Raw genomic sequence first — 26,267 nt, forward strand, 5'->3', positions numbered from 1 at the left:
TCGCCACATCCAGCCGCCACGCGCTTGTGCTGCGGTCTCGTGGGCTGCCAGCCGTACATTCCGGCCCCGAGACCGCTCAGCGCGCACACCACCGAGACGAAACGACCTGGTAGCCGCATGCCCAATCCCCACGGAGTTCCAAGATCACGCACGCATGGGCGCAGGTTCTGCCCTTCGAGAGGCTCGGTCACGGCCGAGACCGCAGCCGTCCTGCCCGCCCTCATGGTCGTACTCGCGGCGGCCCTGTGGGCGGTCACCGTGGTGAACGCCCAGCTGCGATGCGTGGACGCGGCCCGCACCGGCGCTCGCGCCGCCGCCAGGGGCGAACCCATCACCGAGGTCCAGGAGCTAGCCAGGTCAGTGGCACCACAAGGCGCTCAGATCGACATCAGGAGAGGAGCGGAGATGACGAGCGTCCAGGTGACCACCCACATCAAGCCCGCATGGGCCGCCGCCCTCCCTCCCGTCGAAGTCAAAGCCTCAGCCACCTCCGCCACCGAACCCGGCATCCTCAACTCTGCAGCCGCCACCTCCACCACCGAACCAGCCCCCGAGCTTCCAGACGTCGCCTCCATCACCGAACCGAGCGCCCCTTAGACGCGAACCCCCGCTCCCGTTGCGGCGGCGTAGCCCTCGGGGTCACCCGGTCGCTCGTCCAACTCAGCCCCTCCATGCCGCTCAAGCCCCTGATGCATGCCAACCCCCCTCCGATGCCGCACAGCCCGTCAGACACCTCACCCGCCCTTCGTAGACGGAGACCGATGAAGCAACATGTTGGATCCCAGCAGCGCCCCATGGCAGCGGAGAGAGGGTCGGCGACGCTCTGGTGCGTGGCGCTCTCGGGCTTGCTGTTCGCGATCGCCACGACCTTCGCGATGGTGGGAGCAATACGAGTCGCGCACCATCGCGCCCAGAGCGCCGCCGATCTGAGCGTCCTCGTGGCCGCTCGATGGGCCCTCGCCGCGCCCACGGAGGCGTGTGAACGAGCATCCCGCCTGGCCGCTGAGAACGGCGCCCAACTCGTCCGCTGCATCCTCACCGATGCCGTGGCTGACCTCGCCGTCTCGGTCGGCCTCTCGCTGCCCGTCCTCGGCGATCGCGTGGTCCTCGCCCGCGCCCGAGCCGGACCAGCCAACGGCACACCAGACGCCCCGTCGGGCCCTGCACCGTAGTCCGCTGGCAAGGCTGACTCCCCACCCCTGGGTACCTACCTGGCGTGGAGGGACGGCCCGCACGGCGATCGCCCATCAGCCCTGGCCCTCGGAATCGCGTTAAGGGAAACCGCCTGCCGCTTGGGCACCCCTGGAGGTTGCCAACAGACCGAGCGGTTTCCTGGGGGCGGGCCGCGGCCTGATGAGCGAGGGGTTGCCCGTGGAGGGCGGGTCGCCGCCCGACGAGCGAGCGGTTGCCTGAGAGGTGGGCCACTGCTCGACGATCAGGTGGCGGCACTACGAGAGGTGGTCGCCTGAAGAGTGGACGGCTACGCCAGGAGTCGGTTGCGTGAGGGGTAAGTGGCTGTGCGAGCGAACGCTTGCGCGAAGAGCGAGCGACTGTCTCACGGGCTGTCAACAGCCGCCGGTCAAAGGGAGAACAAGTAGAACGCGGCATCACGAGCCACCAGGAAACCGGCGATTCCCAGAGTCCAGCTCACGGCTGATGCCGAGTGCTTGTTCATCCATGCGCGTAGCCATTCCAGCTTGGGCTCGAGCCAGCTTCTGGCGATGGTCCGAAGAGCGAGGAGTGCGAGAGAAGGCATGATCATGATGGCGACATAGGCCGCGAGCAACGGGACCCACTGTGTCACCGACAGGTTCGAGGTGGTCATCATGCCGATCGCGGCAAGGTAGGGCACCATCGTCGCGACCTCGAGCAACCCGGCGGTCAGGCCCAGCAGCACCATCACCCGCGGACCGCCCAGCCGAGGCTCGAACCGGCGCTCGGGCTTGCCGAGCTTCTGCCTTCGCTTGGGGTCGAAGCGGAAGCTCAACGCGAACAGGCCCACGCCTAGCGCGAGTTGGACCCAGTAGGCGGTACGGCTGTGCAGGGCATCACCGAAGTTCTCCAACAGCGTGGACAACCCCAGCATGAGTGCCACGCCGACGAGAAAGTAGAAGACCGCCACGGTTCCGAGATAGATCATGAGCCGGGACAGCTGTGATCGCTCGGAGGAGAGCAGCAGGTAGACGGGAATTCCGAGGGTGCCGAAGCTCGCGCTGTCGACGACCGCCAGGGCGGCGAGGGTGAGCAGCAAGCCGATTGTCATGATTCCAGCCTGCTGGCACGAAGTAGGCCGTACCTCCTACCGCGGACCCAGCCTGGAGTACATCTTTGTGCGCATCTGAGCGGGCGTCGATTGCGTGGCACACCTCGCGGCTCGGGGGCCGTGAGGTGCCTCATGGCGGTCAGTGCGCCTTGGGGGGGCGTTGCGCTCAATTGCTACAGAGCATCCTGTGGTGATCTCGCGGGGTTGTGTCCGCTGTCCTGTGGTGACGCCGCGCCCAGGTGACTCGGCTTGGTTGGCTGTCTTCAGCGTTCAGTTATGGCGGCTTGGTGGGTGTCTGCAGCGTTCGGTTACGGCGGCACTGTGGATTGGGGGTGGCTGTCCCAATGGACCGCGACACGGCGACTTGCCGGGGGGCCGATCGGATATTGCGATCACCGGAGAGGCGGAATGGCGCTGCGTCAACCGAATGCCGGACTGCGTGAGTTGGTGGGGAGGTCGCTTGCGCTGAGGCGTCCGGTGGATGCGGCGTGCCAGGTGATCCATGGGGATCTGGCGGGAAACGTGCTGTTCGCGGACGGTGCTGTGCCTGTGGTGATCGATTTCTCGCCCTATTGGCGGCCCGCGGCGTACGGCGAGGCCATTGCGGTGGTGGACGGGTTGTTGTGGTGGGAGGCGGGGCGGGAACTGGTCGAGCCGGCCGGTCGCGGAGACGACTTCGGCCAGATGCTCGTGCGGGCGCTCATCTTCCGACTGGTCACGCTGGACGAGTGGTGTCGGCGGGAGGGGAGCGGGGTTCCCACAGGGGAGGCGGAACGCTTCGCCATGGTGGCCGACCTGCTCGCCGAAGGCTGCGGGCGCTGACACATGAGATACCTGAAGCATGCGATCTCGAAGCGGGAGGTCGTGAAAGGAACGCCGCCACGCGGCACCAGTGGGACTGGTGGGGCTAGGTCGCAATCGAGTCACGACTTCTTGGACCGCGTGTCCAAGAGTAGGAAATCTCACATAAGGTCGCGCTTACTTCGGTCCATGCCGTCTGGTGCTGAGGTCTGGGATACTGCGGGCCTTTGTCGCTAGGCTGCACGACACCGTCGAGGTCGACGGGTGCGGATTCGAGGAACTGGCACTTCCGGTCGCCGTGCGGTCGCTCGTCGGGGGCGAGGGGTCGGGCGGTGCGAGGCTCTCGATGAAGGGGAAGCGTCGTGACGGCAGTTCGCAGGCTGATGGCCGCAGGCGTGGTGATGCCGATCGTGATCGGGGTCGCGGTGTTCGGCGTGGCGACCCCGGCGCATGCGCGAGCGGACATCGACATGCCCGCACGGGTGACCACCAACGCGCCGGTCACGATTCAGGGGACGGTCGACCTCGCGTTCGACGCCATCCTCTACATCGACGGCGCCGAGGTCGCGAAGGGCAACCAGCGCGTCACCTACACGTGGAACCCGGCCGAGCACGCCAACGGCAGCTACCAGGTACGGCTGGTCCAGAAGGGCAAGCTTCTCGGCTCGAAGTGGGACGAGAGCACCTCGACGCTGCGGCAGGCGGTCCCCGCGGAGCCGCCTTCGGGCGTGTCGGCCGCGATGCAGGGCGGCGACAAGATCGTGGTGACCTGGAGCAAGGGGTCGGAGCCCGATCTGCAGTCGTACGAGATCTCCACGAGCCAGTCCGGCTCGGTCGGCCAGGTGTCGGCGGGTAGCGCCTGCTCGGGCGGATCCTGCAAGGCGACGCTCGCCGTACCGGGCAAGGCCGCGGGGCAGCAGGTCGGCTTCACGGTCAAGGCGTTCAGGAGCGATGGCGAGGGCGGGATGCTCGGCTCGGGCAACTCGAGCGTCGCCTCCGTGACGGTGCCCGCCCCGCCTCCCGCCGCCACGCAGCCCAAGGCGGCGCAGACCAAGCAGCCACAGGGACAGACCGCCGCCAACCAGCCGAAGAAGGTGGAGCCGCTGCCGTCGATCCCGCCGAAGAAGCGGGTCACCCCGACGGTCAAGCCGCAGCAGACCACGCCGAAGAACGTGGGCAGGCTGCCGGCGCTCCCCGAGTCGGCGACGGACGGGAACGGCGAGTACCGGCTGCCCAAGGCCAAGCCCGGTACCGACACGGGGGTCAAGACCGACGACGAGCTCGTGCCCTCGGGTGGCGACCAAACCGACCGGTCCGAAAAGTCCGACAAGGACGATGCGGCTGAGGCCGTCGACACAAGTGTCAAGGCGCAGTCGTCCGAATCGCCGATCGGGAACATCGGGCAGTACGGCATCTATGTCGCGGGCGGCCTCCTCCTCCTGCTGCTCGCCGCGCACGGCGGGGCATGGGCCCGCAGGCGCGCGCTCGCGACGGCGGGCGGCGGTACGGCGGGCCCCAGCGCGCCTCCCGCACCCGAAGCGCCGCAGCCGGGCGACAGCATCCCGCCCACGGCCACCGCGCCACGCCGTCCCGCGGTCGTGCTGGCCGTGGCCAAGACGCGCAAGCCCAAGCCGCCGTCCGCGCAGCAGCCGCACGTGCCCGAGCAGGCCGCCCCGGAGGCGGCCGGGGTGCGCCTGCCGATGTACATGAGCGCGCAGGAGGCCGCCGAACCTCCCGTACGGCCGGAGCCGATCAGGCTCGCGCTGCCCAGCTCGGCCGTGACGACCGTGGCGCCCGACCTCGACCCCGCGCCCGTACGGCCCGCGGCGGTCAGGATCGAGGACCGCTGGGACGACTATCTGCCACCCGCGCCGCGTTCCATGGAGGACAGCGGGTTCTGGGAGCGGCCGCAGCCGGGCGCGGGCGACTTCTGGGCCTCGGACGACGACGAGGCCGCCTACGTGGGACGGCGCCACCTGGGCGGCGAGAGCTGACACCCCTCTTCGGGACCCGTCGCCGACGACCTGGTCTTCATGCAACGGCCGAGGTCCTCCCCGAGGGTGGCGTCCGAATGGTCGGAGTCGGCCGGTTCCTCAAGCGCTCGCGCGATTGTCAGGCGACGCGGACAGGGGCGAGGAGGGTGTCCAGGAGGCGGATGGCGCCTGCCTTGTCGAGCGGCTCGTTGCCGTTGCCGCACTTGGGCGACTGGATGCACGAAGGGCACCCCCGCTCGCACTCGCAGGACGCGATGGCCTCCCTTGTGGCGGTGAGCCAGTCGATCGCGCGCGCGTAGCCGCGTTCGGCGAACCCGGCGCCGCCCTCGTGCCCGTCGTAGACGAAGACCGTCAGCAGTCCCGTGTCGGCGTGGAGCTCGGTGGAGACGCCGCCGATGTCCCAGCGGTCGCAGGTGGCGAACAGCGGGAGCAGGCCGATGGCGGCGTGCTCGGCGGCGTGCGCGGCCCCGCCCAGGTCGATGCCGTCCTCGGCCAGCGGGGCCACCTCCGAGGGAGGAAGCGTCCACCAGACGGCGCGGGTGCGCAGCGTGCGCGGCGGCAGGTCGAGGGGCTCGTCGCCGAGCATCTCGCCGGTCTGGACGCGTCGTTTGAGGTAGGAGACGACCTGGCGGGTGACCTCGACCTCGCCGAACGTGAGGCACGCCGTACCCAGCTGGTGGGAACGGATCGAGGACAGCACGGAGATCTCCGTGACATCCCTGGCGAACGTGCTGTAGTCGGGCTCGGCGGCGGAGACGAGGGCGACGCCCGCCTCCAGGTCGAGCAACTCGACGAGGAAGGTCTCGCCCTGGTGCAGGTAGACGGCGCCGGTGTGGACGGTGGTGTGCGCGGAGGGCTCGTCGACGGTGCCGAGCAGGCGTCCCGTGGCCGACTCGACCACCTGGACGGGCGCCCCGCCCGAGCCGCGGATGTCGGCCAGGTCGGTGGCGCGCTCGCGGCGGGTCCAGAAGTATCCGGTGGGACGGCGGCGCAGCATCCCCTGCTCGACGAGGTCGTCGGCGAGCGCCTGGGCGGTCGGGCCGAAGAGGGACAGGTCGTCGTCGCCGAGGGGGATCTCGGCGGCGGCCGCGCACAGGTGGGGGCCGAGGACGTACGGATTGTCGGGGTCGAGCACGATCGCCTCCACCGGACGACCGAACAGGGCCTCGGGATGGTGGACGAGGTAGGTGTCGAGGGGGTCGTCGCGGGCGACGAGGACGGCGAGGGCGTCCTTCCCCGAACGGCCCGCCCTGCCCGCCTGCTGCCAGAGGGAGGCCCTGGTGCCGGGCCATCCCGCGATGAGGACGGCGTCGAGGCCCGAGACGTCGACGCCGAGCTCGAGGGCGTTGGTGGTGGCCAGGCCGAGCAGGTCGCCGCTACGGAGCGCCTTCTCCAGGCTCCTGCGGTCCTCGGAGAGGTACCCGGCCCGGTAGGCGGCCACCTTGCTGGGGAGATCGGCCAGGGCGACGGACCCTCGGGGACCGTGGGGATCGAGGATCTCGGCAGGGGCGGCCGGGCTTTCGTGGAGCGCGACGGGGGTCTCCGAGGAAACCGCGGGTTCGTGGAGGGCGGGCGTCTCCGAGGGCGCGAGGGGTTCCGGGAGGGCGGGCGTCTCCGGAAGAGCGGGGACGGGCGTCTCCGGGGAAGCCGTCAGTTGGCCTTGGGCTGGGGTTTTCGGTGGGGTGGTGGCCGTGGGCCGCCAAGGGCCTGGGGCGGTCTCCGAAGGGGACTGGGCGGGGCCGAGGGGAGGGAAGTGGCGCGGGAGGCCGAAGGCGGCGTCCTCCAGTCGGGCGCGTGCTGTCAGCGCCACCGTCTCCGCCCCGCGCCTGGACCGGACGAAGGCGAGGGTTCGCACCTCCGCCAGCACGAGGTCCGCCAGCAGATCCGCCGTCTCCGCCGTAACCGTCCGCCGCACAGGAGCCCCGCCCTCGCCCCGCAGATCGGTGAGGGGAGGCTCCCAGAGCGCGAAGGTGGTTGAACCCTTCGGAGAGGCGTCCGAGGTCACCTCGTCCATTTCAAGCCCGGTCAACCGCGTGCCGAACGCCCCCGGCTCGCTGGCCGTCGCCGAAGCGAGGACGAACACCGGCGCCGCGCCGTACCGCGAGCAGACCCGGCGCAGCCGGCGCAGGATCTGGGCGACGTGGGAGCCGAAGACCCCGCGGTAGCCGTGGCACTCGTCCACGACGACGATCCGCAGCCTCCTGAAGAACGACGACCAGCGGGCGTGCTGGGGGAGCAGGGCGCGGTGCAGCATGTCGGGGTTGGTCAGGACGTAGTTGGCGTTCTGGCGCACCCAGGCGCGCTCCTCGAAGGGCGTGTCGCCGTCGAAGGTGGCCGCCCGCAGCTGGGTGATGCGCAGCTCGCGCAGCCCGCGCAGCTGGTCGGCCGCCAGCGCCTTGGTCGGCGTGAGGTAGAGGACGGTGCCGCCTTCGAGGGCGGCGGTGACGGCCGGGACGAGGTAGGCCAGCGACTTGCCCGACGCCGTGCCTGTGGAAATGATCACGTTTCGGCCACGTCTGGCCAGCTCTGCCGCTTCGTATTGGTGCGACCACAGTCCGGCGATCCCTTGGTTCGCCAAGCGCGTAACCAGAAGCTCACTTACCCAGTCCGGCCAACGCACTTGACCCGCTTGACGTGCGGGAACATGCTCCACGTGGGTGACGCGCTCATGGCGTGCGGGAACGCCGAGCAGGTGCTGGAGGAGTGGACCGACTCGGTGTGGGGAGGAAGCGGAGGAACTCACTGGTTTCCAGTCTGCCATCCATGGGCAAAGTGGCCGGGAATCGTGATTTCGTATAGACACAAGCAGCGACCGTGGTTGAATGCCGCGCGTCGGGGTCGGGCAGTTCCAGACTGCCAGGCCCGCAAGGGTACTTTCGCAGGCGAGGCGCTGGAGGATCTGTGGATCTGAAGTTGGATCACCACCAGGACGATCGACTCACCATCGTTGAGGTCGAGGGTGAGATCGATGTCTACACCGCGCCTAGGTTGCGTGAGCTTCTGATCGACCTGGTCAACAAGGGTAGCTACCACCTTCTCGTCAACATGGAGAAGGTCGACTTCCTCGACTCGACCGGTCTGGGCGTGCTGGTCGGCGGGCTCAAGAGGGTCCGCGCGCACGACGGCTCACTCGAGCTGGTGTGCACGCAGGAGCGCATCCTGAAGATCTTCCGGATCACCGGTCTGACCAAGGTCTTCGGGATCTACGCTTCGGTCGACGAGGCCAAGGAAGCTCACGGCCGAGACAAGTAGTCATGGCTACCGTCGAGCTGACGTTCAGCGCACTTCCCGCGCACGTGCGCACGGCGCGGCTGGTCGCCACGGCGATCGCGCGCCGTACCGGCGTGGAGGAGTCGCTCCTGGACGAGGTCAGGCTCGCAGTCGGTGAGGCCTGCTCCCGGGCGGTCGAGGCGCATCGCGCCCACTGCCCGGGGGAGCCGATCCGCATCGAGCTCAAGGACGACTCGGGTCGGTTCGAGGTCACGGTCAGCGACCAGGCACCGAGTGACGAGATCAAACAGGAGCAGCCCCTCGATCTCGGGGCGCTGTCCGACTCCTTCATGTCCGGCTTCGGCATCGCGGTGATCGCGGGCCTGGCCGACGACGTCGAGGTCTTCCCCAGCCCCAAGGGCATGCGCATCCGCATGAGCTGGCCGGCCGCTCCCAACGGCCACGTCATCTAGCCGCTCTCCGCGGGTCAACCCCACCTTCCCGTACGGCAAGCACACCCGGCCCCACCCGATGCGCTGGGCCGGCGTCCCTCCAGGGAGACGCTCCTCCAGCGCGCGGGGCCGGGCGCCGTCACGCGCCCGCGCATGGGATCGTTCCGCAGTTTCGGTCCAGCAATAAAACGGCGCAAGCAGCAGCCGTAACTAACGGGAAATACTTCCCTGTCAATACCAAATCGGCCCACTGTCAGGGACTTAGTGGACACGCCGATAATTGCCCACCCCAAGAGCCTTCATATCCGCGGAACCCCTGCGTAGACTCCCGGCACCGGCCAAGGTGATCCGGCACAACAGCGGGACTCAACCGGAAGCGGCAGCCCATAACCCGGACGCCGCTGGCACCGCCCGCCGAATATCACAGCGCCGTCCGGGCAGGACGTACCCGTCTTGCCGAGGAGAACGGATGTCTAGGCTCTATCTGGCCGCCGAGCCAGCCTCTGCGCTGTCCCTGAGCGGAAGCAATCTCACCATCGTGGTCGTGGTCGCGGCCGTGGCCCTCATCGCGCTGGCCGTGGCCGGTGGTCTCGTGCGCGAGGTCCTGGCAGCCGACCAGGGCACCGAACGCATGCAGAACATCGCGCGCGCCGTACAGGAAGGCGCGGCGGCGTATCTCACCCGTCAGTTCAGGACTCTCGCGATCTTCGTGGTCCTGATTCCCATCGTGCTCTGGTTCCTTCCGGGAACGACCGACGTGAAGATCGGCCGTTCCCTCTTCTTCGTGGTCGGCGCGGGATTCTCCGCGCTGACCGGCTTCATGGGCATGTGGCTCGCCGTCCGCGGCAACGTCCGCGTGGCCGCCGCGGCCCGCACGTCAGGTGAGAAGAAGGCGATGCGCATCGCCTTCCGCACCGGCGGCGTGGCGGGCATGTTCACCGTCGGTCTCGGCCTGCTGGGCGCGGCGGTCGTCGTCCTGCTCTACCAGGGCGACGCGCCGGGCGTGCTCGAGGGCTTCGGCTTCGGCGCGGCGCTGCTGGCGATGTTCATGCGAGTCGGCGGCGGCATCTTCACCAAGGCCGCCGACGTCGGCGCCGACCTGGTCGGCAAGGTCGAGCAGGGCATCCCCGAGGACGATCCGCGCAACCCGGCCACCATTGCCGACAACGTGGGCGACAACGTCGGCGACTGCGCGGGCATGGCGGCCGACCTGTTCGAGTCCTACGCGGTCATGCTGGTGGCCAGCCTCATCCTGGGCAAGGTCGCCTTCGGCGAGCAGGGGCTCATCTTCCCGCTCATCGTTCCCATGATCGGTGTCCTCACCGCCATCATCGGCATCTTCATCACCGGCCTGCGCGACAAGGACCGCAACGGCATGGCGGCCATCAACCGCAGCTTCTTCATCTCGGCCGCGATCTCCGCGGTCCTGGTGGCGGGCGCGGCCTTCTGGTACCTGCCCGCCACCTTCGGCGAGCTGTCAGGCGCGGTCGTGCAGTCCGACGCCAACCCGCGGATCGTCGCGATCGGCGCGGTGCTGATCGGCCTGGTGCTGGCCAGCGCGATCCAGATCCTCACCGGCTACTTCACCGAGACCACCAGGCGCCCGGTGAAGGAGATCGGCGAGAGCTCGCTCACCGGTCCCGCCACGGTCATCCTGGCCGGCATCAGCGTCGGCCTCGAGTCGGCGGTCTACTCGGCGCTGATCATCGGTGGCGCGGTCTACGGCGCGTTCCTGCTCGGCTTCGGGAACGTGACGATCGCGCTGTTCGCGGTCGCGCTGGCGGGCACCGGCCTGCTGACCACCGTCGGTGTCATCGTCTCCATGGACACCTTCGGTCCCGTCTCCGACAACGCGCAGGGCATCGCGGAGATGTCGGGCGACGTCGACGGCGAGGGCGCCAGGGTGCTCACGAGCCTCGACGCGGTCGGCAACACCACCAAGGCCATCACCAAGGGCATCGCGATCGCCACGGCGGTGCTGGCGGCGACCGCGCTGTTCGGCGCCTTCCGCACCGCGGTCGAGGCCGAGCTGGTGGCGGCCAGCCAGTCGGTGAAGGACGCGCTCGGCGCGTTCAGCACCTTCAACCTGGGCGTCGACCAGCCGAACGTGCTCGTCGGACTGATCATCGGCGCCGCGGTGGTGTTCCTGTTCTCCGGTCTGGCGATCATGGCGGTCGGCAGGGCGGCGATGCGCGTGGTGTTCGAAGTGCGCGACCAGTTCCGCAAGAACCCGGGCATCATGGACGGCACCGTCAAGCCCGAGTACGGCCGCGTGGTCGACATCTGCACCCGCGACTCGCTGCGTGAGCTGGCCACTCCAGGTCTGCTCGCGGTCATGACGCCGATCGCGGTCGGTTTCGCCCTGGGATACGCGCCGCTGGGCGCCTTCCTGGCGGGCGCGATCGCCTGCGGCACGCTGATGGCGGTCTTCCTGGCCAACTCCGGCGGCGCCTGGGACAACGCCAAGAAGCTGGTCGAGGACGGTCACCACGGCGGCAAGGGCTCCGAGGCCCACGCCGCCACGGTCATCGGCGACACGGTGGGCGACCCGTTCAAGGACACCGCGGGCCCGGCCATCAACCCGCTGATCAAGGTGATGAACCTGGTCGCGCTGCTCATCGCGCCCGCCGTGGTGGTGTACGCGAGCAACGCCCCGCTGCGCATCGGCATCACCGTGGTCGCGGTGAGCGTCGTGGTCGTCGCGATCGTCATCTCCAAGCGTCGCTCGGTGAGCATCACGCCCGCCGAGGACAGGGAGCACGCGCCGGTCGCACCCTGACCTTGGTCAGGGGTTCTCCAGCAAGCAAGTGACGGCCCGCGCCACCCCGGCGCGGGCCGTCCGCACGCCCGTGCGTTCTCGGGAGGTCCGTTTTTCTGGAAGGACGGCAAGCACTCTGGAGGCCACCGTGGTCACCGCTGGCCGTCTGTCCAGCACGCGTACTCCAGCGGGACTTCGGCTCCCTCCGAAACGTCGCTCGTGAAAGAGGGACTTGGGGTCCCGCCGAAACGTCGCCCGTGAAAGAGCGGGGCTTCGGCTCCCTCCTAACGTCGCCCGTGAAAGAGGGACTTCGGATCCCCCTGAAACGTCGCCCGTGAAAGACCCCGGTGGGTCCTGATGGGAGACTGGACCGCATGGGAGAGCAGCCTCGGAACTCCGGCGCCAAGACGCTGGTGATCATCTTGGTGGCCATGGTGGGGATCCTCGCGCTGATCGCCGGTCTGGCCATCTGGGCGTCGAACGGAGGCTGAGCGATGCGCACACTGATCGTGCTGCGGCACGCCAAAGCCGCCCAGGTTCCCGGCCTCGCCGACAGGGAGCGCCCTCTCACCGGCAGGGGTGAGCGCGACGCCGTCCGCGTGGGTGAGGAGATCAAGGCGCTGGGGCTCGTCCCCGAGCTGGTCCTGTGCTCGCCCGCGCGACGCACCACGAGGACGGCGGAGCTGGCCTTCCCCACCGTGGAGACCAGCTACGAGCGCGACATCTACGAGGCCTATCCCGAAGACCTCTACGAGCTGATCCGCAGGCTCGACCCCGACGTCGAGACGCTCGTGCTGTGCGGGCACAACCCGGGAGTCCACGAGATGGCGCTCAGCCTGGTCGGCGGCGAGTTCACCTTCCGGCCGGGCGCGTTCGCGGTGGTGGAGCTCGACGCCCCCTGGGTAGACCTGTGGCCAGGGGAGGGACGCCTGGTCACGCACTGGGATCCCAAAGAGGGGTAGGAGCTCGAGCGGGAGGGCTTCGGATGCGGGGGGCTTTCGTCGCGCTGCGTGAAGGCTTCTCGCTGCCGGCCAGACCTCCGTGGTCCTACGGCGTGCTGTGCGGCACCGCCGTCGCGCTCCCCCTCGGGATGGGCGCGCTGGCGGGCGCCCCCCACGTGGGCGCGATCGTCGCGCTCGGCGCCTACTTCACGGCGTTCGGCGACACCTACGGCCAGCCGTACGGCGAGCGGGCCAAGACGCTGCTCCGCACGGTCCCGCTCCTGGCGATCGGCTTCTGGGTCGGCGCGGTGCTGTCGCTCAGCCCGTGGGGCGCGGTGGCGGGCATCGGGCTGGTCGCGGCCATGGGCGCGCAGTGGAAGCAGATCGGCACGCCGCCGGTGCTGGCCGTGGTCTCGGGGTTCTACGCGGGGCTGCCGCCCGGACTCTGGCCCCCGCTGCAGATGGGGCTCGGCGGGGTGCTGTTCTGCGCGCTGGCCCTGGCCCTCTGGCCGTTTCGCCGGCTCGACCCGCTCAAGAAGGCGCTGTCGGAGGCCGCCGCGGCCATGGCCGACATGCTGGACGGCCTCGCCGTACCCGATGAGGAGTGGGCGGAGCTGCGCGAGGACGGGTCACGGGCGCTGGACGCGGCGACCACCGCCATCGCCGCCTTCAACAGCTCGGAGGACGGTGACCGCTCGCCCGACAGGTACGCCGCCTCGCTGGCCAGGATCTTCCACGAGAGCGTCGCCCTGCGCTCTCTGCGCGCGCACGCGATCGAGGCGGGCACCGAGCCGCAGGGGCTGGACGAGGCGGTCGGCAAGCTGTCCACGGCGCTGCGCGAGTCGGCCAGGCAGGAGAGCGTCGTCGCGGTGCCCGGCGCGCTGGCCGCGGTGGCCGACTTCGCCGAGCGCGTGGCCGCCGTGCGCGACACGGCCTCGCCGGTGCAGCTCGCCCTGCTCGGCCAGGTGCGCAGGTGCATGGACAGGATCGCGGTCGCGGTGCGGTCGGTCGCGCTGCGCTCCTCAGAAGGCGTGCGGGTGCCCGCCAGGCTGCCGCAGCTCACCTGGCGGGCGCCCTCGTTCCAGGGCGACTCCGCCCACGCGGCGCGGGTCGGCATCGCGGTGGCGGTCTCGATGGCGCTCCTGGTCGACGTGCACGACCACTTCGGCAGGTGGATGGTCTTCACGGTGTTCATCGTCCTGCGTCCCACGTACGGCGACACCCTGGACAGGGTGCTGCTCAGGGTGGCGGGCACCGTCCTCGGCTCCACCGTGGCCGCGCTCCTGCTGGCCGCGGTGCCAGGGCGGGCCACGCTGGTGGTGGTCGTGTGGATCTTCGCGACGCTCGGGTTCGCGCTGCGCGAGGTCAGCTACGCCTACTGGTCCACCTTCGCCACGCCGCTCGTGCTCATGCTCATGGACTTCTCCATTCAGCTGAACTGGAACGCGGCGGGCACCAGGGTGGCGTTCACGGTGGCGGGCGGCGTGCTCGCGGTGGTGGCCGCGCGGCTGCTGTGGCCGAGGGGCGAGGCGGGAAAGGTCTGCGATCTGGTCGTCGACCTGCTGCGCGAGCACGCGCGCATGGTGCGGACGCTGGTGGATCGCGACCTCGACACGCTGCCCGACCGCACGGAGGCGGCCGGACAGGCCGGGGAGAAGCTGTCCGACTCGCTCGACAGGCTGGAGAAGGAGCCCGGAGGTCAGGCGCCCGAGGAGCTCAGGCAGGCGGTCACTGACGCCCGCAGGCTGCGCGACGACACGATCCTGCTGGCGGCCGTCATGCGTGGGGCGCCGGAGGGGACGGACGCGACCGTGGCGATCCTCGACGCAGTGGCCGACCGGATGGAGGCGGCGGCCGAGGCGCTCAGGGAGGGCAAGGCGCCGCCGGAGGCCGACGAGCTCGACGCGGGCCTGGCCGAGATGGCCGGCCGCGTCGACACGCTCGTCGAGGAGGCCGAAGGCGGCGAGACGACCTCGGTCAGGCGCGAGCTGCGGCACGCGGTCGCCGCGCATCCCGCGCTGCGCACGCTGACCGCCGACGCGCTGCGCCTGACGGGCGACGTCACGAGATGACGGAGTCCTCGGCGTCGGCGGCCTCGATCTCGTCGCGGGAGATGCCGAGCAGGTAGAGGATCGAGTCGAGGTAGGGGGTGTTGACGGCGGTGTCGGCGGCCTGCCGTACGACGGGTTTGGCGTTGAAGGCCACGCCCAGGCCCGCGGCGGCGATCATGTCGAGGTCGTTGGCGCCGTCGCCGATGGCGACGGTCTGGCTGATGGGCACCCCCGACTGCCTGGCGAACCGCTCCAGCGCCCGGGCCTTGCCCGCACGGTCGACGATCTCGCCGACGACCCGGCCGGTCAGCTTGCCGTCGACGACCTCCAGGGTGTTGGCCGCCGAGTAGTCGATGCCGAGATCCGCCACCAGGGCGTCGGTGATCTGGGTGAAGCCGCCGCTGACGATCGCGAACTTGTAGTCGAGGCGCTTGAGCGTGCGCACCAGCGTGCGGGCGCCGGGGGTGAGGACGACCTCCTCGCGGACCTTCGCGAAGATCTCCTGCGGCAGCCCCTCCAGCAGCCTGACCCTGCGGCGCAGCGACTCGGCGAAGTCGAGCTCGCCGCGCATGGCCTCCTCCGTGACCTTGGCCACCTCGTCGAGACAGCCCGCGTGGGCCGCGAGCAGCTCGATGACCTCGCCCTGGATGAGCGTGGAGTCGACGTCCATGACGATCAGGCGCTTGGCCCTGCGGGACAGCCCGGTGCGCTGCACGGCCACGTCGACCTGCTGGGCGGCGGCCTCGGCGGCCAGCTCCACCCGGAGCGCGTCGGGGTCGGCGCCGGAGACGGACAGCTCGATGCAGGTCACCGGCCACTGCGCGATGCGGTCGATGCGGTCGATGTTCGCGCCTGCCGCGGCGATGCGGCCGGCGATGCCGCCGATCGCGGCAGGGGACAGGGCGGTGCCGAGCACGCTCACCGACAGGCGGCCGCGGCGGCGCTTCTCCTTGGTCATGGAGCCGGTGGCGAGGTCGACCTCCATGCCGAGGTCCTCCGCCACCCGCTCGACGGCCGTCCACAGGGCGCCGATCGTGCCGCCGGTGCCCGTGGACGGGCCTCCGGAGTAGGCGACGAGGACGCCGAGCGTGAGCCGGCCGCGGATGACGACCTGCTCGATGTCGGCCACGGTCACGGGAAACGACGCCATGACGGAGAAAAGCCGCGAGGTGACGCCAGGGCGGTCAGGCCCGGTAAGAGTGATCAGGAGCGTGCGCTGGTCCACATCGGTCACGCTACTGGCACTCGCACCATGGTCGGCGTCGAGGTTCACCATTCGGACGACTGACCTTGGGCGTGTGGCCATCATGGGCTGCCTTCATAGGACCATGCACCGCTACACCGTGGGACTGGCCCGCACGCCCGCCGATCTGCAGGCCGCCCAGCGCCTGCGCTACCGCGTGTTCGCCGAGGAGCTCGGCGCGCGGCTCGACTCGCCCGTCACCGGACTCGACGCCGACTCCTTCGACGCCTACTGCGACCACCTGCTCGTCCGCGCGGGCGACGAGGTGGTCGGCACCTACCGGTTGCTGCCCCCTGGACGCAGAGACCGGCTCTACTCGGACACCGAGTTCGACGCCTCCGCGCTCGATCCCCTCCGCTCCGACCTCGTCGAGGTGGGCAGGTCGTGCGTGCATCCCGACCACCGCAGGGGCGCGGTCATCGGGCTCATGTGGGCGGGCATCGCCCGCTACATGAGCGAGGGCGGACACGGCTGGCTCGTCGGCTGCTGCTCGGTGCCCCTGGCGGACGCCGCGCACGTCGTGGAGCGGGTGCCGTTCGGCCCCGAGGAGTACCGCGTCAAGCCGCTGACCCCGTGGGTGGACGTGGAGCCGGCCGGGTCCGCCGCCTTCGTGATGCCGCCGCTGCTGCGCGGCTATCTCAGGCTGGGCGCGTGGATCTGCGGCGAGCCCGCGCACGACGCGGCCTTCGGCTGCGCCGACTTCCTCGTGCTGCTGTCGATGGCCCAGGTGGACCGGCGTTACCTGCGTCACTTCCTCGGGGCTCCCGCATGAGCCCGTGGTTCCCCTCGTCGCCCTGCACCACCGCCAGATGCGTGGACGTGCCCATGCGCGCGGCCGGCCCGCTCCGCAGGGCTCTGCGCGCCCTGGCCGCCGTCCTGGTCGTGCTGGTCGGCCTGCCCGCGGCCCGCCTGGCCCCGCGTACGGCGCGGCGGCGCGTCACGATGCTGTGGTCGAGGGCGCTGCTCAGAGCGCTGGGGGTCAGGATCGAGGTACGGCAGGGCTTCGCGTTCTTCGCGGGCGCGGCCGACCCCGCCTCGTCGGTCGCGCCTGATCCGGTCGCGTCAGGGCCGGAGGCGCGGCTCGTCGTCGCCAACCACATCTCCTGGCTCGACCCGCTCGTGGTCGCCGCCACGATGCCGTGCAGGCTGGTCGCCAAGAGCGAGGTCGGCTCGTGGCCCGTCGTCGGCGGCCTGGCCAACGGATCCGGCGCCCTTCCCATCGCCCGCGACTCGCTCCTCGGGCTGCCCGGCGCGGTGGCGCGCATCGCCGACGTCCTGCGGTCGGGGGAGAGCGTCGCCGCCTTCCCCGAGGGGACGACCTGGTGCGGACGCGGCAGCGGGACCTTCAAGCCCGCCGTGTTCCAGGCCGCGCTGGACGCGGGCGTGCCGGTCACCCCCGTCGCCCTCGCCTACAGGGAGTCCTCGGGACCCCGCACGACCGCGCCCGCGTACGTCGGGGACGACACGCTCGCCGCCTCCCTGCTCAGGGTGATCGCGGTGCGGCGGCTGGTGGTCGAGGTCACCGTGCTGCCGCCGGTCACCGCCTCGGGACGCAGGGAGCTCGCCGACCTGGCCGAGGCCGCCGTCGCCTCCGCCACTGGTCGTCTTCCCGCACTCCGCCCCGCCCTGGCGGGCTCCGTGTGAACGAGGGCCGGGACAGCGAGAAGCCCGCTCCCGTCGCGGCGAGAGCGGGCGTCAGCAGAGCGCGCGGTTAGCGGACGACCTTGGTGGACGCCTGCTTGACGTAGCCGAAGCCGGGGACGCCGAGCCTGTCGAGCTCCTCCTTGCTGAGGTTCTCCATCCCGGTCTGGACGTTGTAGGACGCCACGCCGAGGATGGCCTTCTGCGTGCCCTTGGCGCTCTTGGTCAGCCGCGCATCGAAGACCATGGCGACCGACTCGCCCTTCTTCACCGTGGCGGGCAGGAGACAGAACAGGTCACGCCTGATCAGCTCGCACTGGGTGCCTTCGACGCTGGTGCGGTAGGTGACCTTCTTCAGGTCGATGCCCTTGGGGAACTGCCCGCCCACGAACCAGGTGCCCGCGGTGGCCTCGTGGGGACCGGTGTTGACCGCCGTGATCGTGTAACGCACCTTGCCGCCGGCCTTGGCCTTCTTGGTGGCGGTGAGCTTGACGTCAAAGACGGAGAAAGGGTCTTCGGCGCTCTTCACGACCGCCGCGGCGGCCGGTGCGACGGGCGCGGCCGACACCGGGGCCGCGCTGAAGACCAGGGCGCCCGCCACCGGGGCAGCGAGCATGAAAGAAGCGATGCGGCGCATTCACGTCTCCGTTGAAGAAGGGGAGCGAGGATGCCCAAGAAGTGATGAGCCCCCGTTTTAAGACCGCAGCTTTTTATCACGGTTGACCAGGAAAGATCTACCTTATGGGAACGATCAGCTGTGAGTCGCCGAATTCGTGCCAGAGGTATCCCTCGCGCAGCGCCGCGTCGTAGGACCTGGCCACTGTTTTCTCGCCCGCGATGGCCGTGAGCATCATCAGATGGCTGGAGCGGGGCTCGTGCAGTCCGGTGATGAGCCCGGTGACCGCCTTCACGCCGGCGGCGGGCGTCACGATGTGCGTGGTCCAGCCCGAGGCGGCGCGCACCTGGCCGTCGGCGTCCGCCGCCGTCTCCAGCGCGCGGACGACCGTCGTCCCCGAGGCGATCACCCTGCCACCCTCCGAACGCGTGAGGTTGACCAGGCGCGCGGTGGTCTCGGGAACGGCGAAGCGCTCGGCGTAGGGCGGCTCGTCCTTCTCGGGGGAGGCGACCCCGGTGTGCAGCGTGATCGGCGCGATCCTGACACCGCGCGAGACCAGCTCGGTCACCAGCTCGGGGGTGAAGGGCCGTCCCGCGCTGGGCATCTCGGCGCTGCCCCGCACCGTGGCGAACACCGTCTGGTAGTCGGCCAGCGGCCAGTCGCGATCGACGTACGAGTAGCGGATCGGCACGCCGTACTTCATCAGATAGCTCTCGACGTCGCGGTCGAGCGAGGCCCGCCAGAGGCGGGGCGTCTCCCTCGACAGGAGCCGCAGCGTGGCGCGCCCGGGCAGCGGCAGCCACTCCCCATCGTCGCCGCCCGCGTACGGCTCCAGCGTGGGACGGCGCAGCTCCACCAGCCAGGTGCCGTCCTCGCGCGCGGTGGAGAAGTGGACGAACAGCCGGTCGAGCCGGACGGCGGCGGGCAGGGTGGCGGAGTTGTTGACCACGAGCAGGTCACCCGGGGACAGCAGCGAGGGCAGGTCGGCGAAGGTGCGGTGGGAGTCGCCCTCCGCGTCGGAGACCAGCAGCCGCACGGCGTCGCGAGCCACGCCCCTGGCCTCGGGCGGCTCGTGCGCCGAGAGAGCCTCCGGCAGCACGAAATCTGTGCTCATGGTCGCGCCCGCTCGCTCCTCGTTGGCTCCTGCGTCGCTCTCTCGTCGCGAGCTCCTGCGCTCGGTGTCCATGGTGGTCATTGCAGGCTCACCCGGCCGCTGGCGGGGCGGCTTCTGATGAGGTCGTGCAGGGCCGCGGCGACGGTGGCGGGATCGGTCGCGTCGGCGGCCTCGGCGGCGCCCACGGCGTCGGCGAGCATGCGGGTGTTCATCTCGCCCGGATCCACCCACCAGACCGCCACGTCGGGCTCCTCGGCGGCCAGCACGTTCGACAGCTGCTCCAGCGCCGCCTTGGTCGCGCCGTACCCTCCCCAGCCCTCGTAGGCGCCCGTGGCGGCGTCCGAGGTGACGTTGACCACCGCCCCGCGGCGGCGGCGCAGCGCGGGCAGCGTCTCCTGCGTCAGCCCTAGAGGGGCGGTCACGTTGGTCTGGAGAAGTGCGGCGAAGGCGTCGAGTGGATAGTCGGCCAGCCGAGGGAGCGGGGTGGCGCCCAGGTCGCTGGCGTTGTTGACCAGCAGGTCCAGCTCGGGCACCGCGCGCGCGAGCCTGGACCGGTGCGCGGGGTCGGCCACGTCGCCCGCGATGGCCGTGGCGCCGAGCTCGGCCGCGGCCTTCTCCAGCTCGTCGGCACCCCGGGCGGTCAGGACGAGGTCCCAGCCCGTGTCGGACAGCGATCGGGCCAGTGCCAGGCCCAGCCCGCGGGAGGCGCCGGTGATCAGTGCGGTGTTCGTCATGACTCGACGGTAGGAAGCGCGGGCCTTCCCGGCATCGGGCCGCGGACCGAGGCTTTGGTGGGCACTTCGGCCTAGGACCGTAGGCTGAGGCTCGTGAGCCCCGAATCCGACATCCTGCGCGCGGTGAGTTCGGCCGTCCTGGCCGTCACCCGTCACCTGTCGGTGCGCGAGGTGCTGCAGGTCATCGTCCGCTCGGCGCAGCAACTGCTCAACGCCAGGTACGCGGCGCTCGGCGTGCCCGACGAGGACGGCTCGTTCGCCGAGTTCGTCGCCGAGGGCATCACCGACAAGCAGTGGGACGCCATCGGACCGCTGCCCCGCCAGCATGGCATGCTCGGCGCGATGCTGCGCGAGGGGGTCCCCGTCCGCCTGCCCGACCTGCCGAAGGACCCCCGCTTCGAGTACTGGCCGAAGGCGCACCCCGTCATGCACGACTTCCTCGGCGTGCCCATCCTCGACGGCGATCAGGTCCTCGGCATCATCTTCCTGGCCAACAAGAAGGTGCCGGGCGGCTTCACCGAAGAGGACGAGAAGCTGCTGACGATGTTCGCCGCGCACGCCGCGCTCGCGCTGACCAACGCCCGCCTCTACGAGCGAGGGCGCGAGCTGGCCATGCTCGAGGAGCGCAACAGGATGGCCCGGGAGCTGCACGACGCGGTCACCCAGAAGCTGTTCTCGCTGCGGCTGACCGCGCAGGCGGCCAACTCGCTGCTACAGGTGGACCCGGCACGGGCCGCCGTCGAGCTCGACCGTGTCCAGCGCCTGGCGGGAGAGGCGCTGGCCGAGCTCAGGGCGGTGATCGTGGAGCTGCGGCCGGCCGAGCTCGACCGGCACGGACTGGCCGAGACGCTCCGCAAGCACGTGCGGCTGCTCGACCGGCTCCAGCCGTGCGAGCTGGTCTTCGAGGGCGGCGAGCTGCCAGACGTCCCCTCCGAGGTGGAGGTCGCCGTCCTGCGCGTCGCGCAGGAGGCGCTGCACAACGCGCTGCGCCACTCCGGCGCCGACCGCGTTCTCGTACGGCTGACGCACGCGTCGGGCAAGCTGGTGCTCGTGGTGAGCGACGAAGGCGTCGGATTCGACGACACAGAACAGTTGCGCGGGCTCGGGCTGGTGTCGATGAGCGACCGCGCGGAGGCGGTCGCCGGCGCGGTGACCGTCTCCTCGGAGCCGGGCAAGGGCACGACGGTGCGCATGGAGGTGGGCGTGTGATCCAGGTGCTGATCGCCGACGATCATCCGGTCGTCCGGCAGGGCCTGCGGACCTTCCTCGACCTGCAGGACGACATCACGGTCGTCGGCGAGGCGGCGGACGGCGCGGAGGCGGTCGCGCTGGTGGAGACGCTCCGTCCCGACGTGCTGCTGCTCGACCTCAAGATGCCGGTGCTCGACGGACTCGGCGCCCTGGAGCGGCTGGGCGGCTCGGCGACCAGGGTGCTGGTGCTGACCTCGGTGAGCGACAGGTCGGACGTGGGTCCGGCGATGCGCGCGGGGGCGGCGGGCTTCCTCTACAAGGACGTCGACCCGAACGCGCTGGTCCAGGCGGTGCGGGCGGTGCACGGCGGGCAGGTCCTGCTGGCTCCTGAGGCGGCCTCGGCGATGCTGACCGCCGAGGCCCCACCGGTGCCGCTGACGGAGCGGGAGCGGGAGGTGCTGCGGCTGATCGCGGCGGGACGGTCGAACAAGGAGATCGCCAGGGATCTCACCGTGGCGGAGAAGACCGTGAAGACCCACGTGTCGAACGTGCTGATGAAGCTGGGCGTCCAGGACCGCACGCAGGCCGCCCTCTACGCCGTCCGCCACGGCCTCGGCTGACCAGTTTCCGACCGAACCCCACCCGCATGGCCGGGCTCAGAGGCTCCGGAGAACGTCGTCTCACCCGCGCGGCCGTGCCGAAGGTGTCCGGAGAACACCTGGAGAGACGACGTCCCCCGAAAAGACCTCAGCCACGCACTGGGAGGTCGGGGGAGATACCCCCTGGAAAGGCCTCAGCCCCGCACCGGGTGGGGCGGGGCTGAGGCGTCAGGCGGGGTGGATCAGGTGTCCTTCTTCTCGTTCCGCTCGACGTAGGTGTTGGACGGCGGGTTCCACTTGGGCTGCGGAGGCGGCGGCGGGGGCGTGTAGGTGCTGCCCGTCCTGCGCTTCTGCGGCCAGACGATCTTCGTCGTCGTGTTCTTCATGAACAGGTGGCCCTTGAGCCCGAGGCGGGCGAGCTCCTCCTGGTCGAGGTTCTCCGCGCCGGTCGGCAGGTCGTACGCGACCACGCCGAGCTTGGCCTTGGCCAGGCCCTTGGTGTTCTTCTTGAGCGTCAGCTGGAAGTTCAGCCACGTCGTGCCGCCGACCGGCACCTGGTACCGGGGCATGCACAGGAAGACCTGGCCCTGCCAGACGCACTTGGTGCCCTTGGGCCCGCCCCACTTCAGCGTCGGCACGACGCCCTTGGGCACGAAGCCGCCGATCCCGAAGTAGTCGGCGTCGTACGGCCCGCGGTTCTTCGCCTTGATGTAATACGTGATCTTGCCGCCGCGCTTGGTGGCCTTCGTGTACTTGACGCTCACGGTGAACTTCGAGAACGGGTCCTTCTTCGCGACGGCCACCACGGGGCTGGACGTCGCCGGTGCGACTGCCGCAACGGCCGGCGCGGCGGCGGCCAGCGGGGCCAGTGGTGCGATCAGGCCAAGGCCCAAGAACATGCCGAACTGTCGGCGCATGGTGCGGCTCCCCCTAACGGAACTGGAAATCCCCCATTCTCTAGACGATTATTGCCTAGGGTAAAGATTCCGCAAAGAGTGATGATCTATCGTGATATGGCGTTGCTTGCGTACCCTGCGCCACGCCGGTCACTCTTGCGACGGGGGAAACGCACGAGGGGGAGGCTGCAGGTGCCGGACAAGCACCCGTTACAGCCCGGAGACCCGGCTGAGCTGGGCCAGTACCGGTTGCTCGGACGGCTGGGCAAAGGCGCGCAGGGAGTCGTCTACAAGGCCCAGGGCCCTGACGGGGAACTGGTCGCGATCAAGCTGCTCAACACCAGGCTGGACCGTCCGGGCATCGACGCCGAGCGCTTCATGCGCGAGGTGGCGGCCGCGCGGCGGGTCGCGCAGTTCTGCACCGCGCAGGTGATCGGCGCCAACATGGACGGCGATCTGCCGTACATCGTCAGTGAGCTGGTCGAGGGGGTCTCGCTCCAGCGCGTGGTGCAGACCGACGGCCCCCGGTCGGGCGGGGCCCTCTACCGGCTGGCCGTGGGCACGGTCACCGCTCTGGCCGCCATCCACCGCGCCGGCATCGTGCACCGCGACTTCAAGCCGAGCAACGTGCTGCTGGGCCCCGACGGCCCCCGCGTGATCGACTTCGGCATCGCCAGGGCGCTGGACTCGTCGATGACGCTCAGCAGCGGAGTGGTGGGCACACCCGCCTACATGTCGCCCGAGCAGATCTCGGGCGAGCGGGTCGGCCCCGCGAGCGACATGTTCAGCTGGGCGCTGACGATGACGTTCGCGGCCACGGGCGCGCCCGCGTTCGGGCAGGACAGCCTGCCCGCGGTCATCTACCGGGTCATCAACGACGAGCCCGACCTGTCGGCCTTCCCCGACAGCCTGCGGCCGCTGGTGCAGGTCTGCCTGAGCAAGCGGGCGGAGGAGCGGCCCTCGGCGGCCGAGGCGCTGTTCTCGCTGCTGGAGAACCAGGGCGCGGTGGCCGAGCTGGACGCCGAGGTGGCGATGAGCACGGGCTCGCAGGTGGCGTCGGTCGACGAGCGGCCCCCCGGCGTCCTCGACTCGCTGCCGGACGGCTGGGCGAACCCCGACGACGCCGGCCGGAACCACCGGGCAAAGCCCTCCTCGCCGAATCCGGCGCCGTCCCACCCCGGCCAGCCGAACTCCGGGCCGAACCCCGGCCAGCCGAACCCCGGCCAGCCGAACCCCGGTCAGCCCGGCGCCGGACGGTCGCATCCCGGGCAGCCGAATCCCGGGCAGCCGAATCCCGGGCACTCGAACCCCGGGCAGCCGAATCCCAACCACTCGAATCCCGGGGGCTGGGCGAGCCCCTCGGAGTCGCATCCGAGCGGATGGGTGAGCCCCTCCGGGCTGCCCGCCAACGCCTACATCCCGCCGCAGACCCCCGCGCAGCCGTACCGGCCGCCGCAGGTCCACGTGCCGCCGCAGCAGCCGTCGTCCCCGGTGCCGCCCCCACCACAGGCCGTTCCCCCACAGGCCGTTCCCTCGCAGGCCAAGCCGCAGCAGGCGGCGGGGGGCGACGCGAACCCCGGCCAGCCGTACGCCGGGCAGTATCCGCTCGGCGCCTACCCTCCTCCGAGGGCGTCGCGCGACAACGACAATGACAACGACGCCTTCTTCAGGGAGACCAGACCCGAGGAGAAGCGGGCCGAGGACAGGGCGAGGCGGCGCAGGGCCGGCATGGTCGGCGGCGCGCTGGCACTCGCGCTTGCCCTGGCGGCTGGGGTGCTGGTCTTCGCCCCGAGGGCCTTCGAGGGCCGGCAGGACCCCACGCGGACCACGCTCGCGGGCGACACCACCTCGACCTCGCCTTCGGCCACCCCTTCGCCGCCGGCGTCCGTCACCCCCTCGGGATCGCCGTCGCCGAGCGTGTCACCGGTTCCCACGGGCACGCCCACCGCGCCGCCCCAGGTGCGCGTGCCTCCCGTCCTCGGCGAGCAGGACGGCAAGTCGCTGGCCGGCCACAGCGAGGCCGTCCAGTCGATGTCCGCGATCAAGATCAGCGGCAGCCAGCGGTTCGTGTCCGGCGGGCAGGACGGCGTGGTGCGGATCTGGGATCCGGCCAAGCGCTCCACGGTCGCCAAGCTGCGCGGCCACGACAACGACGTCTACGCGGTCGCCTGCGTCACCGTCGGCAGCACGCCGATGGCCGTGACCGGCGGCTACGACCACACCGTGCGCCTGTGGAACCTCAAGACCCGCAAGGGCACGGTCCTCGGCAGGCACCCGATCGCGGTCTTCGCCGTCGCCGTCGGCAAGGCGGGCGGCAAGTACGTCGCTGTGACCGGCGACGGCGACGGCATGCTGCGCTTCTGGGACCTCAAGAAGCGCAGGCAACTCGGCTCGGTCAAGGCGCACGGCAAGGACATCAACTGGCTGAGCGTCGGGCGCGTCGGCGACCGTCCCGTGGTGGTCTCGGCCAGCGAGGACGAGACGTTGCGGGTGTGGGACCTGGCCAAGCGCAAGGCGTACGGCAAGACGTACAAGGGCCACAGCAAGGCGGTGTTCTCGGTCGCGGTCGGGCAGGTCGACGGCAAGGCCGTGGTGGCGTCGGGCGGCAAGGACGAGAAGATCCGCCTCTGGGACCCGAAGACGGGGCGCTCGGTCGGCAAGGCGATGTCCGGGCATACGAGCAACGTCTACTCGCTGTCGTTCGGCTCGGTCGACGGGAAGGCGGTGCTGGCCTCGGGGAGCACGGACGGCACGATCCGCCTGTGGGACCCCCAGACGACCAAGGCCCTCGGCGGCAAGATCAAGGCCCACACCGGAGGGGTGTACTCGGTCGCCGTCGCCACGGTGGGGAAGGCACCGGCGGTGGTGTCGGCGGGCAAGGACAAGCGCATCAGGATCTGGCGCTTCGGCACACCTGGGCCGTGACGCGTGCCGCGTCACGGCGCCCGGCCACGCGCGCTGGAGGAGCGTCTCCCTGGAGGGAGGCCGGCCGGTGACGGGGGTGGGGCCGGGGCGGGCCTGCCGTACGGCTAGAGCGGTTCGAAGATGGCGTGGTGGGCGGAGACGAGCGCGCGGCGGACCGCGGAGTCGAGGGCGCGCAGGGCGACCGACCTGGTGGCGATCTGCGTCGCGGTGAGGCCGCGGTCGTCGGCGACGAGGAGCGCCGCCGACAGCCTGGACGCCAGCGCCGACACCCGGTGCGCGCGCGGCGGATAGCCGGGCGCGAGCGCGCTGTTCACGCGGTCCAGCCGTCCGGGATGTCCCTGCGGCGGCCCGCTCACCTCGGCCAGCGCCTCGGTGGCCGCCCGCATCGACGCGGTCAGCTCGCGCTCGGCCTCCGCCAGCGACGGCAGGTCCGCCCTCGGCGGCCCCGACTCGTGTACGGCGAGCAGCACCCCCGAGTACGACGACCCCCGCAGGTCGGGCGAGGGCACCAGCCCGAGCGCCCGGTCACCGAGCACCGCGATCACCGCCTCGCCCGCCTCCACCGCGGCCGCGTTGAACGCGGGCGGCCCCGACAGGCCGAGCGGATCCCCTGGAGCGGGCAGCGCGAGGCGCAACTCGCCGAGCCCGTCGACCCTGAGTTCGGCCAGGTACCTTCGCAGCGGCAGTGATCCCACCACCGCCGGGCCCGACAGCTTCTCGACCTGGTCGATGGCCTCGTCCAGGCCGACATGACCCGACAGCCAGGCGTTGCCCCACGCGACAAGCGGCGGTGAGATAGGCGATTCAGCGCGCACCGGTCCACGATATGCGCTCGCCC

Annotated in this window: 22 protein-coding genes; 14 read left to right on the plus strand and 8 right to left on the minus strand. The window is 70.7% G+C overall.

The window, feature by feature from the left end:
• Positions 1-117: 117 nt before the first annotated feature.
• Together H4W81_RS37585 and H4W81_RS37590 are read left to right on the plus strand one after the other, a co-directional pair.
• Positions 118-597 carry a TadE family type IV pilus minor pilin gene (locus tag H4W81_RS37585; RefSeq protein ID WP_192779146.1) on the plus strand — a complete coding sequence of 160 codons (480 nt, stop codon included), beginning with the start codon at positions 118-120 and terminating at the stop codon, positions 595-597.
• Positions 598-794: 197 nt separating this feature from the next.
• Positions 795-1,172, plus strand: a complete 378-nt coding sequence (locus H4W81_RS37590) for an Rv3654c family TadE-like protein (protein ID WP_192779147.1) — start codon at positions 795-797, stop codon at positions 1,170-1,172.
• Between the two features lie 407 nt (positions 1,173-1,579).
• Here the strand turns inward: H4W81_RS37590 and H4W81_RS37595 are convergent, their stop codons facing one another.
• On the minus strand, positions 1,580-2,263 hold the full coding sequence (locus tag H4W81_RS37595; protein WP_192779148.1) for a GAP family protein: 684 nt from the start codon (positions 2,261-2,263) through the stop codon (positions 1,580-1,582).
• Positions 2,264-2,671: 408 nt separating this feature from the next.
• On the opposite strand from H4W81_RS37595, the gene H4W81_RS37600 reads away from it, so the two are divergent.
• Together H4W81_RS37600 and H4W81_RS37605 are read left to right on the plus strand one after the other, a co-directional pair.
• Positions 2,672-3,085 carry a hypothetical protein gene (locus H4W81_RS37600; RefSeq protein ID WP_192779149.1) on the plus strand — a complete coding sequence of 138 codons (414 nt, stop codon included), beginning with the start codon at positions 2,672-2,674 and terminating at the stop codon, positions 3,083-3,085.
• A gap of 341 nt (positions 3,086-3,426) precedes the next feature.
• Positions 3,427-5,058, plus strand: a complete 1,632-nt coding sequence (locus H4W81_RS37605) for a fibronectin type III domain-containing protein (protein WP_192779150.1) — start codon at positions 3,427-3,429, stop codon at positions 5,056-5,058.
• 118 nt (positions 5,059-5,176) lie between these two features.
• Here the strand turns inward: H4W81_RS37605 and H4W81_RS37610 are convergent, their stop codons facing one another.
• On the minus strand, positions 5,177-7,561 hold the full coding sequence (locus H4W81_RS37610) for a DEAD/DEAH box helicase (RefSeq protein ID WP_420538731.1): 2,385 nt from the start codon (positions 7,559-7,561) through the stop codon (positions 5,177-5,179).
• Between the two features lie 398 nt (positions 7,562-7,959).
• Here H4W81_RS37610 and H4W81_RS37615 point away from each other — a divergent pair, with 398 nt between their 5' ends.
• The 5 genes from H4W81_RS37615 (at position 7,960) to H4W81_RS37635 (ending at position 14,491) form a co-directional block, all read left to right on the plus strand.
• Positions 7,960-8,310 carry an STAS domain-containing protein gene (locus H4W81_RS37615; RefSeq protein ID WP_183652283.1) on the plus strand — a complete coding sequence of 117 codons (351 nt, stop codon included), beginning with the start codon at positions 7,960-7,962 and terminating at the stop codon, positions 8,308-8,310.
• 2 nt (positions 8,311-8,312) lie between these two features.
• Positions 8,313-8,741 (plus strand): ATP-binding protein, encoded by a 429-nt coding sequence (locus tag H4W81_RS37620; protein WP_192779152.1) that lies wholly within the window; start codon positions 8,313-8,315, stop codon positions 8,739-8,741.
• A gap of 448 nt (positions 8,742-9,189) precedes the next feature.
• The gene (locus H4W81_RS37625) at positions 9,190-11,499 is read left to right on the plus strand and encodes a sodium-translocating pyrophosphatase (RefSeq protein WP_192779153.1); all 2,310 of its coding nucleotides are present in this window, start codon (positions 9,190-9,192) and stop codon (positions 11,497-11,499) included.
• Positions 11,500-11,972: 473 nt separating this feature from the next.
• A complete protein-coding gene (locus H4W81_RS37630; protein WP_225958985.1) occupies positions 11,973-12,440 on the plus strand; it encodes a SixA phosphatase family protein in 468 nt (155 codons plus the stop codon).
• Positions 12,441-12,463: 23 nt separating this feature from the next.
• Positions 12,464-14,491 carry an FUSC family protein gene (locus tag H4W81_RS37635; RefSeq protein WP_192779154.1) on the plus strand — a complete coding sequence of 676 codons (2,028 nt, stop codon included), beginning with the start codon at positions 12,464-12,466 and terminating at the stop codon, positions 14,489-14,491.
• Here the strand turns inward: H4W81_RS37635 and serB are convergent.
• Positions 14,481-15,695: a phosphoserine phosphatase SerB gene (serB, locus tag H4W81_RS37640; RefSeq protein ID WP_318782528.1), complete on the minus strand. Its 1,215-nt coding sequence runs from the start codon at positions 15,693-15,695 to the stop codon at positions 14,481-14,483. The genes H4W81_RS37635 and serB overlap by 11 nt on opposite strands.
• Before the next feature lie 103 nt (positions 15,696-15,798).
• On the opposite strand from serB, the gene H4W81_RS37645 reads away from it, so the two are divergent.
• Both H4W81_RS37645 and H4W81_RS37650 read left to right on the plus strand, forming a co-directional pair.
• On the plus strand, positions 15,799-16,485 hold the full coding sequence (locus H4W81_RS37645; RefSeq protein WP_225958986.1) for a GNAT family N-acetyltransferase: 687 nt from the start codon (positions 15,799-15,801) through the stop codon (positions 16,483-16,485).
• Entirely contained in the window at positions 16,482-17,357 is an 876-nt protein-coding gene (locus tag H4W81_RS37650) for a lysophospholipid acyltransferase family protein (protein WP_192779157.1), read from the plus strand. The genes H4W81_RS37645 and H4W81_RS37650 overlap by 4 nt, the downstream gene beginning before the upstream one ends.
• A gap of 67 nt (positions 17,358-17,424) precedes the next feature.
• Here the strand turns inward: H4W81_RS37650 and H4W81_RS37655 are convergent, their stop codons facing one another.
• The 3 genes from H4W81_RS37655 to H4W81_RS37665 all read right to left on the minus strand — a co-directional run bounded on the left by H4W81_RS37655 (position 17,425) and on the right by H4W81_RS37665 (position 19,818).
• Positions 17,425-17,970: a DUF11 domain-containing protein gene (locus H4W81_RS37655; protein ID WP_192779158.1), complete on the minus strand. Its 546-nt coding sequence runs from the start codon at positions 17,968-17,970 to the stop codon at positions 17,425-17,427.
• Between the two features lie 118 nt (positions 17,971-18,088).
• Positions 18,089-19,165, minus strand: coding sequence for an S-adenosylmethionine:tRNA ribosyltransferase-isomerase (locus H4W81_RS37660; protein ID WP_225958987.1), 1,077 nt, complete (start codon positions 19,163-19,165; stop codon positions 18,089-18,091).
• The gene (locus H4W81_RS37665) at positions 19,162-19,818 is read right to left on the minus strand and encodes an SDR family NAD(P)-dependent oxidoreductase (protein WP_192779159.1); all 657 of its coding nucleotides are present in this window, start codon (positions 19,816-19,818) and stop codon (positions 19,162-19,164) included. The genes H4W81_RS37660 and H4W81_RS37665 overlap by 4 nt, the downstream gene beginning before the upstream one ends.
• 93 nt (positions 19,819-19,911) lie before the next feature.
• Between H4W81_RS37665 and H4W81_RS37670 the strand changes: the two genes are divergently transcribed.
• Both H4W81_RS37670 and H4W81_RS37675 read left to right on the plus strand, forming a co-directional pair.
• Positions 19,912-21,027, plus strand: a complete 1,116-nt coding sequence (locus H4W81_RS37670) for a GAF domain-containing sensor histidine kinase (RefSeq protein ID WP_318782266.1) — start codon at positions 19,912-19,914, stop codon at positions 21,025-21,027.
• Positions 21,024-21,629 carry a response regulator transcription factor gene (locus H4W81_RS37675; RefSeq protein WP_318782267.1) on the plus strand — a complete coding sequence of 202 codons (606 nt, stop codon included), beginning with the start codon at positions 21,024-21,026 and terminating at the stop codon, positions 21,627-21,629. Before H4W81_RS37670 ends, H4W81_RS37675 begins: the two co-directional genes overlap by 4 nt.
• A 221-nt stretch (positions 21,630-21,850) precedes the next feature.
• Here the strand turns inward: H4W81_RS37675 and H4W81_RS37680 are convergent, their stop codons facing one another.
• Positions 21,851-22,525, minus strand: coding sequence for a hypothetical protein (locus H4W81_RS37680; protein ID WP_192779160.1), 675 nt, complete (start codon positions 22,523-22,525; stop codon positions 21,851-21,853).
• 171 nt (positions 22,526-22,696) lie between these two features.
• Here H4W81_RS37680 and H4W81_RS37685 point away from each other — a divergent pair, with 171 nt between their 5' ends.
• Positions 22,697-25,429, plus strand: a complete 2,733-nt coding sequence (locus H4W81_RS37685; protein WP_192779161.1) for a protein kinase domain-containing protein — start codon at positions 22,697-22,699, stop codon at positions 25,427-25,429.
• A gap of 104 nt (positions 25,430-25,533) precedes the next feature.
• On the opposite strand, the gene H4W81_RS37690 is transcribed toward H4W81_RS37685, so the two are convergent.
• Entirely contained in the window at positions 25,534-26,244 is a 711-nt protein-coding gene (locus tag H4W81_RS37690) for a hypothetical protein (protein WP_192779162.1), read from the minus strand.
• Positions 26,245-26,267 lie beyond the last annotated feature (23 nt).

The organism is Nonomuraea africana (assembly GCF_014873535.1).
Taxonomy (GTDB): domain Bacteria; phylum Actinomycetota; class Actinomycetes; order Streptosporangiales; family Streptosporangiaceae; genus Nonomuraea; species Nonomuraea africana.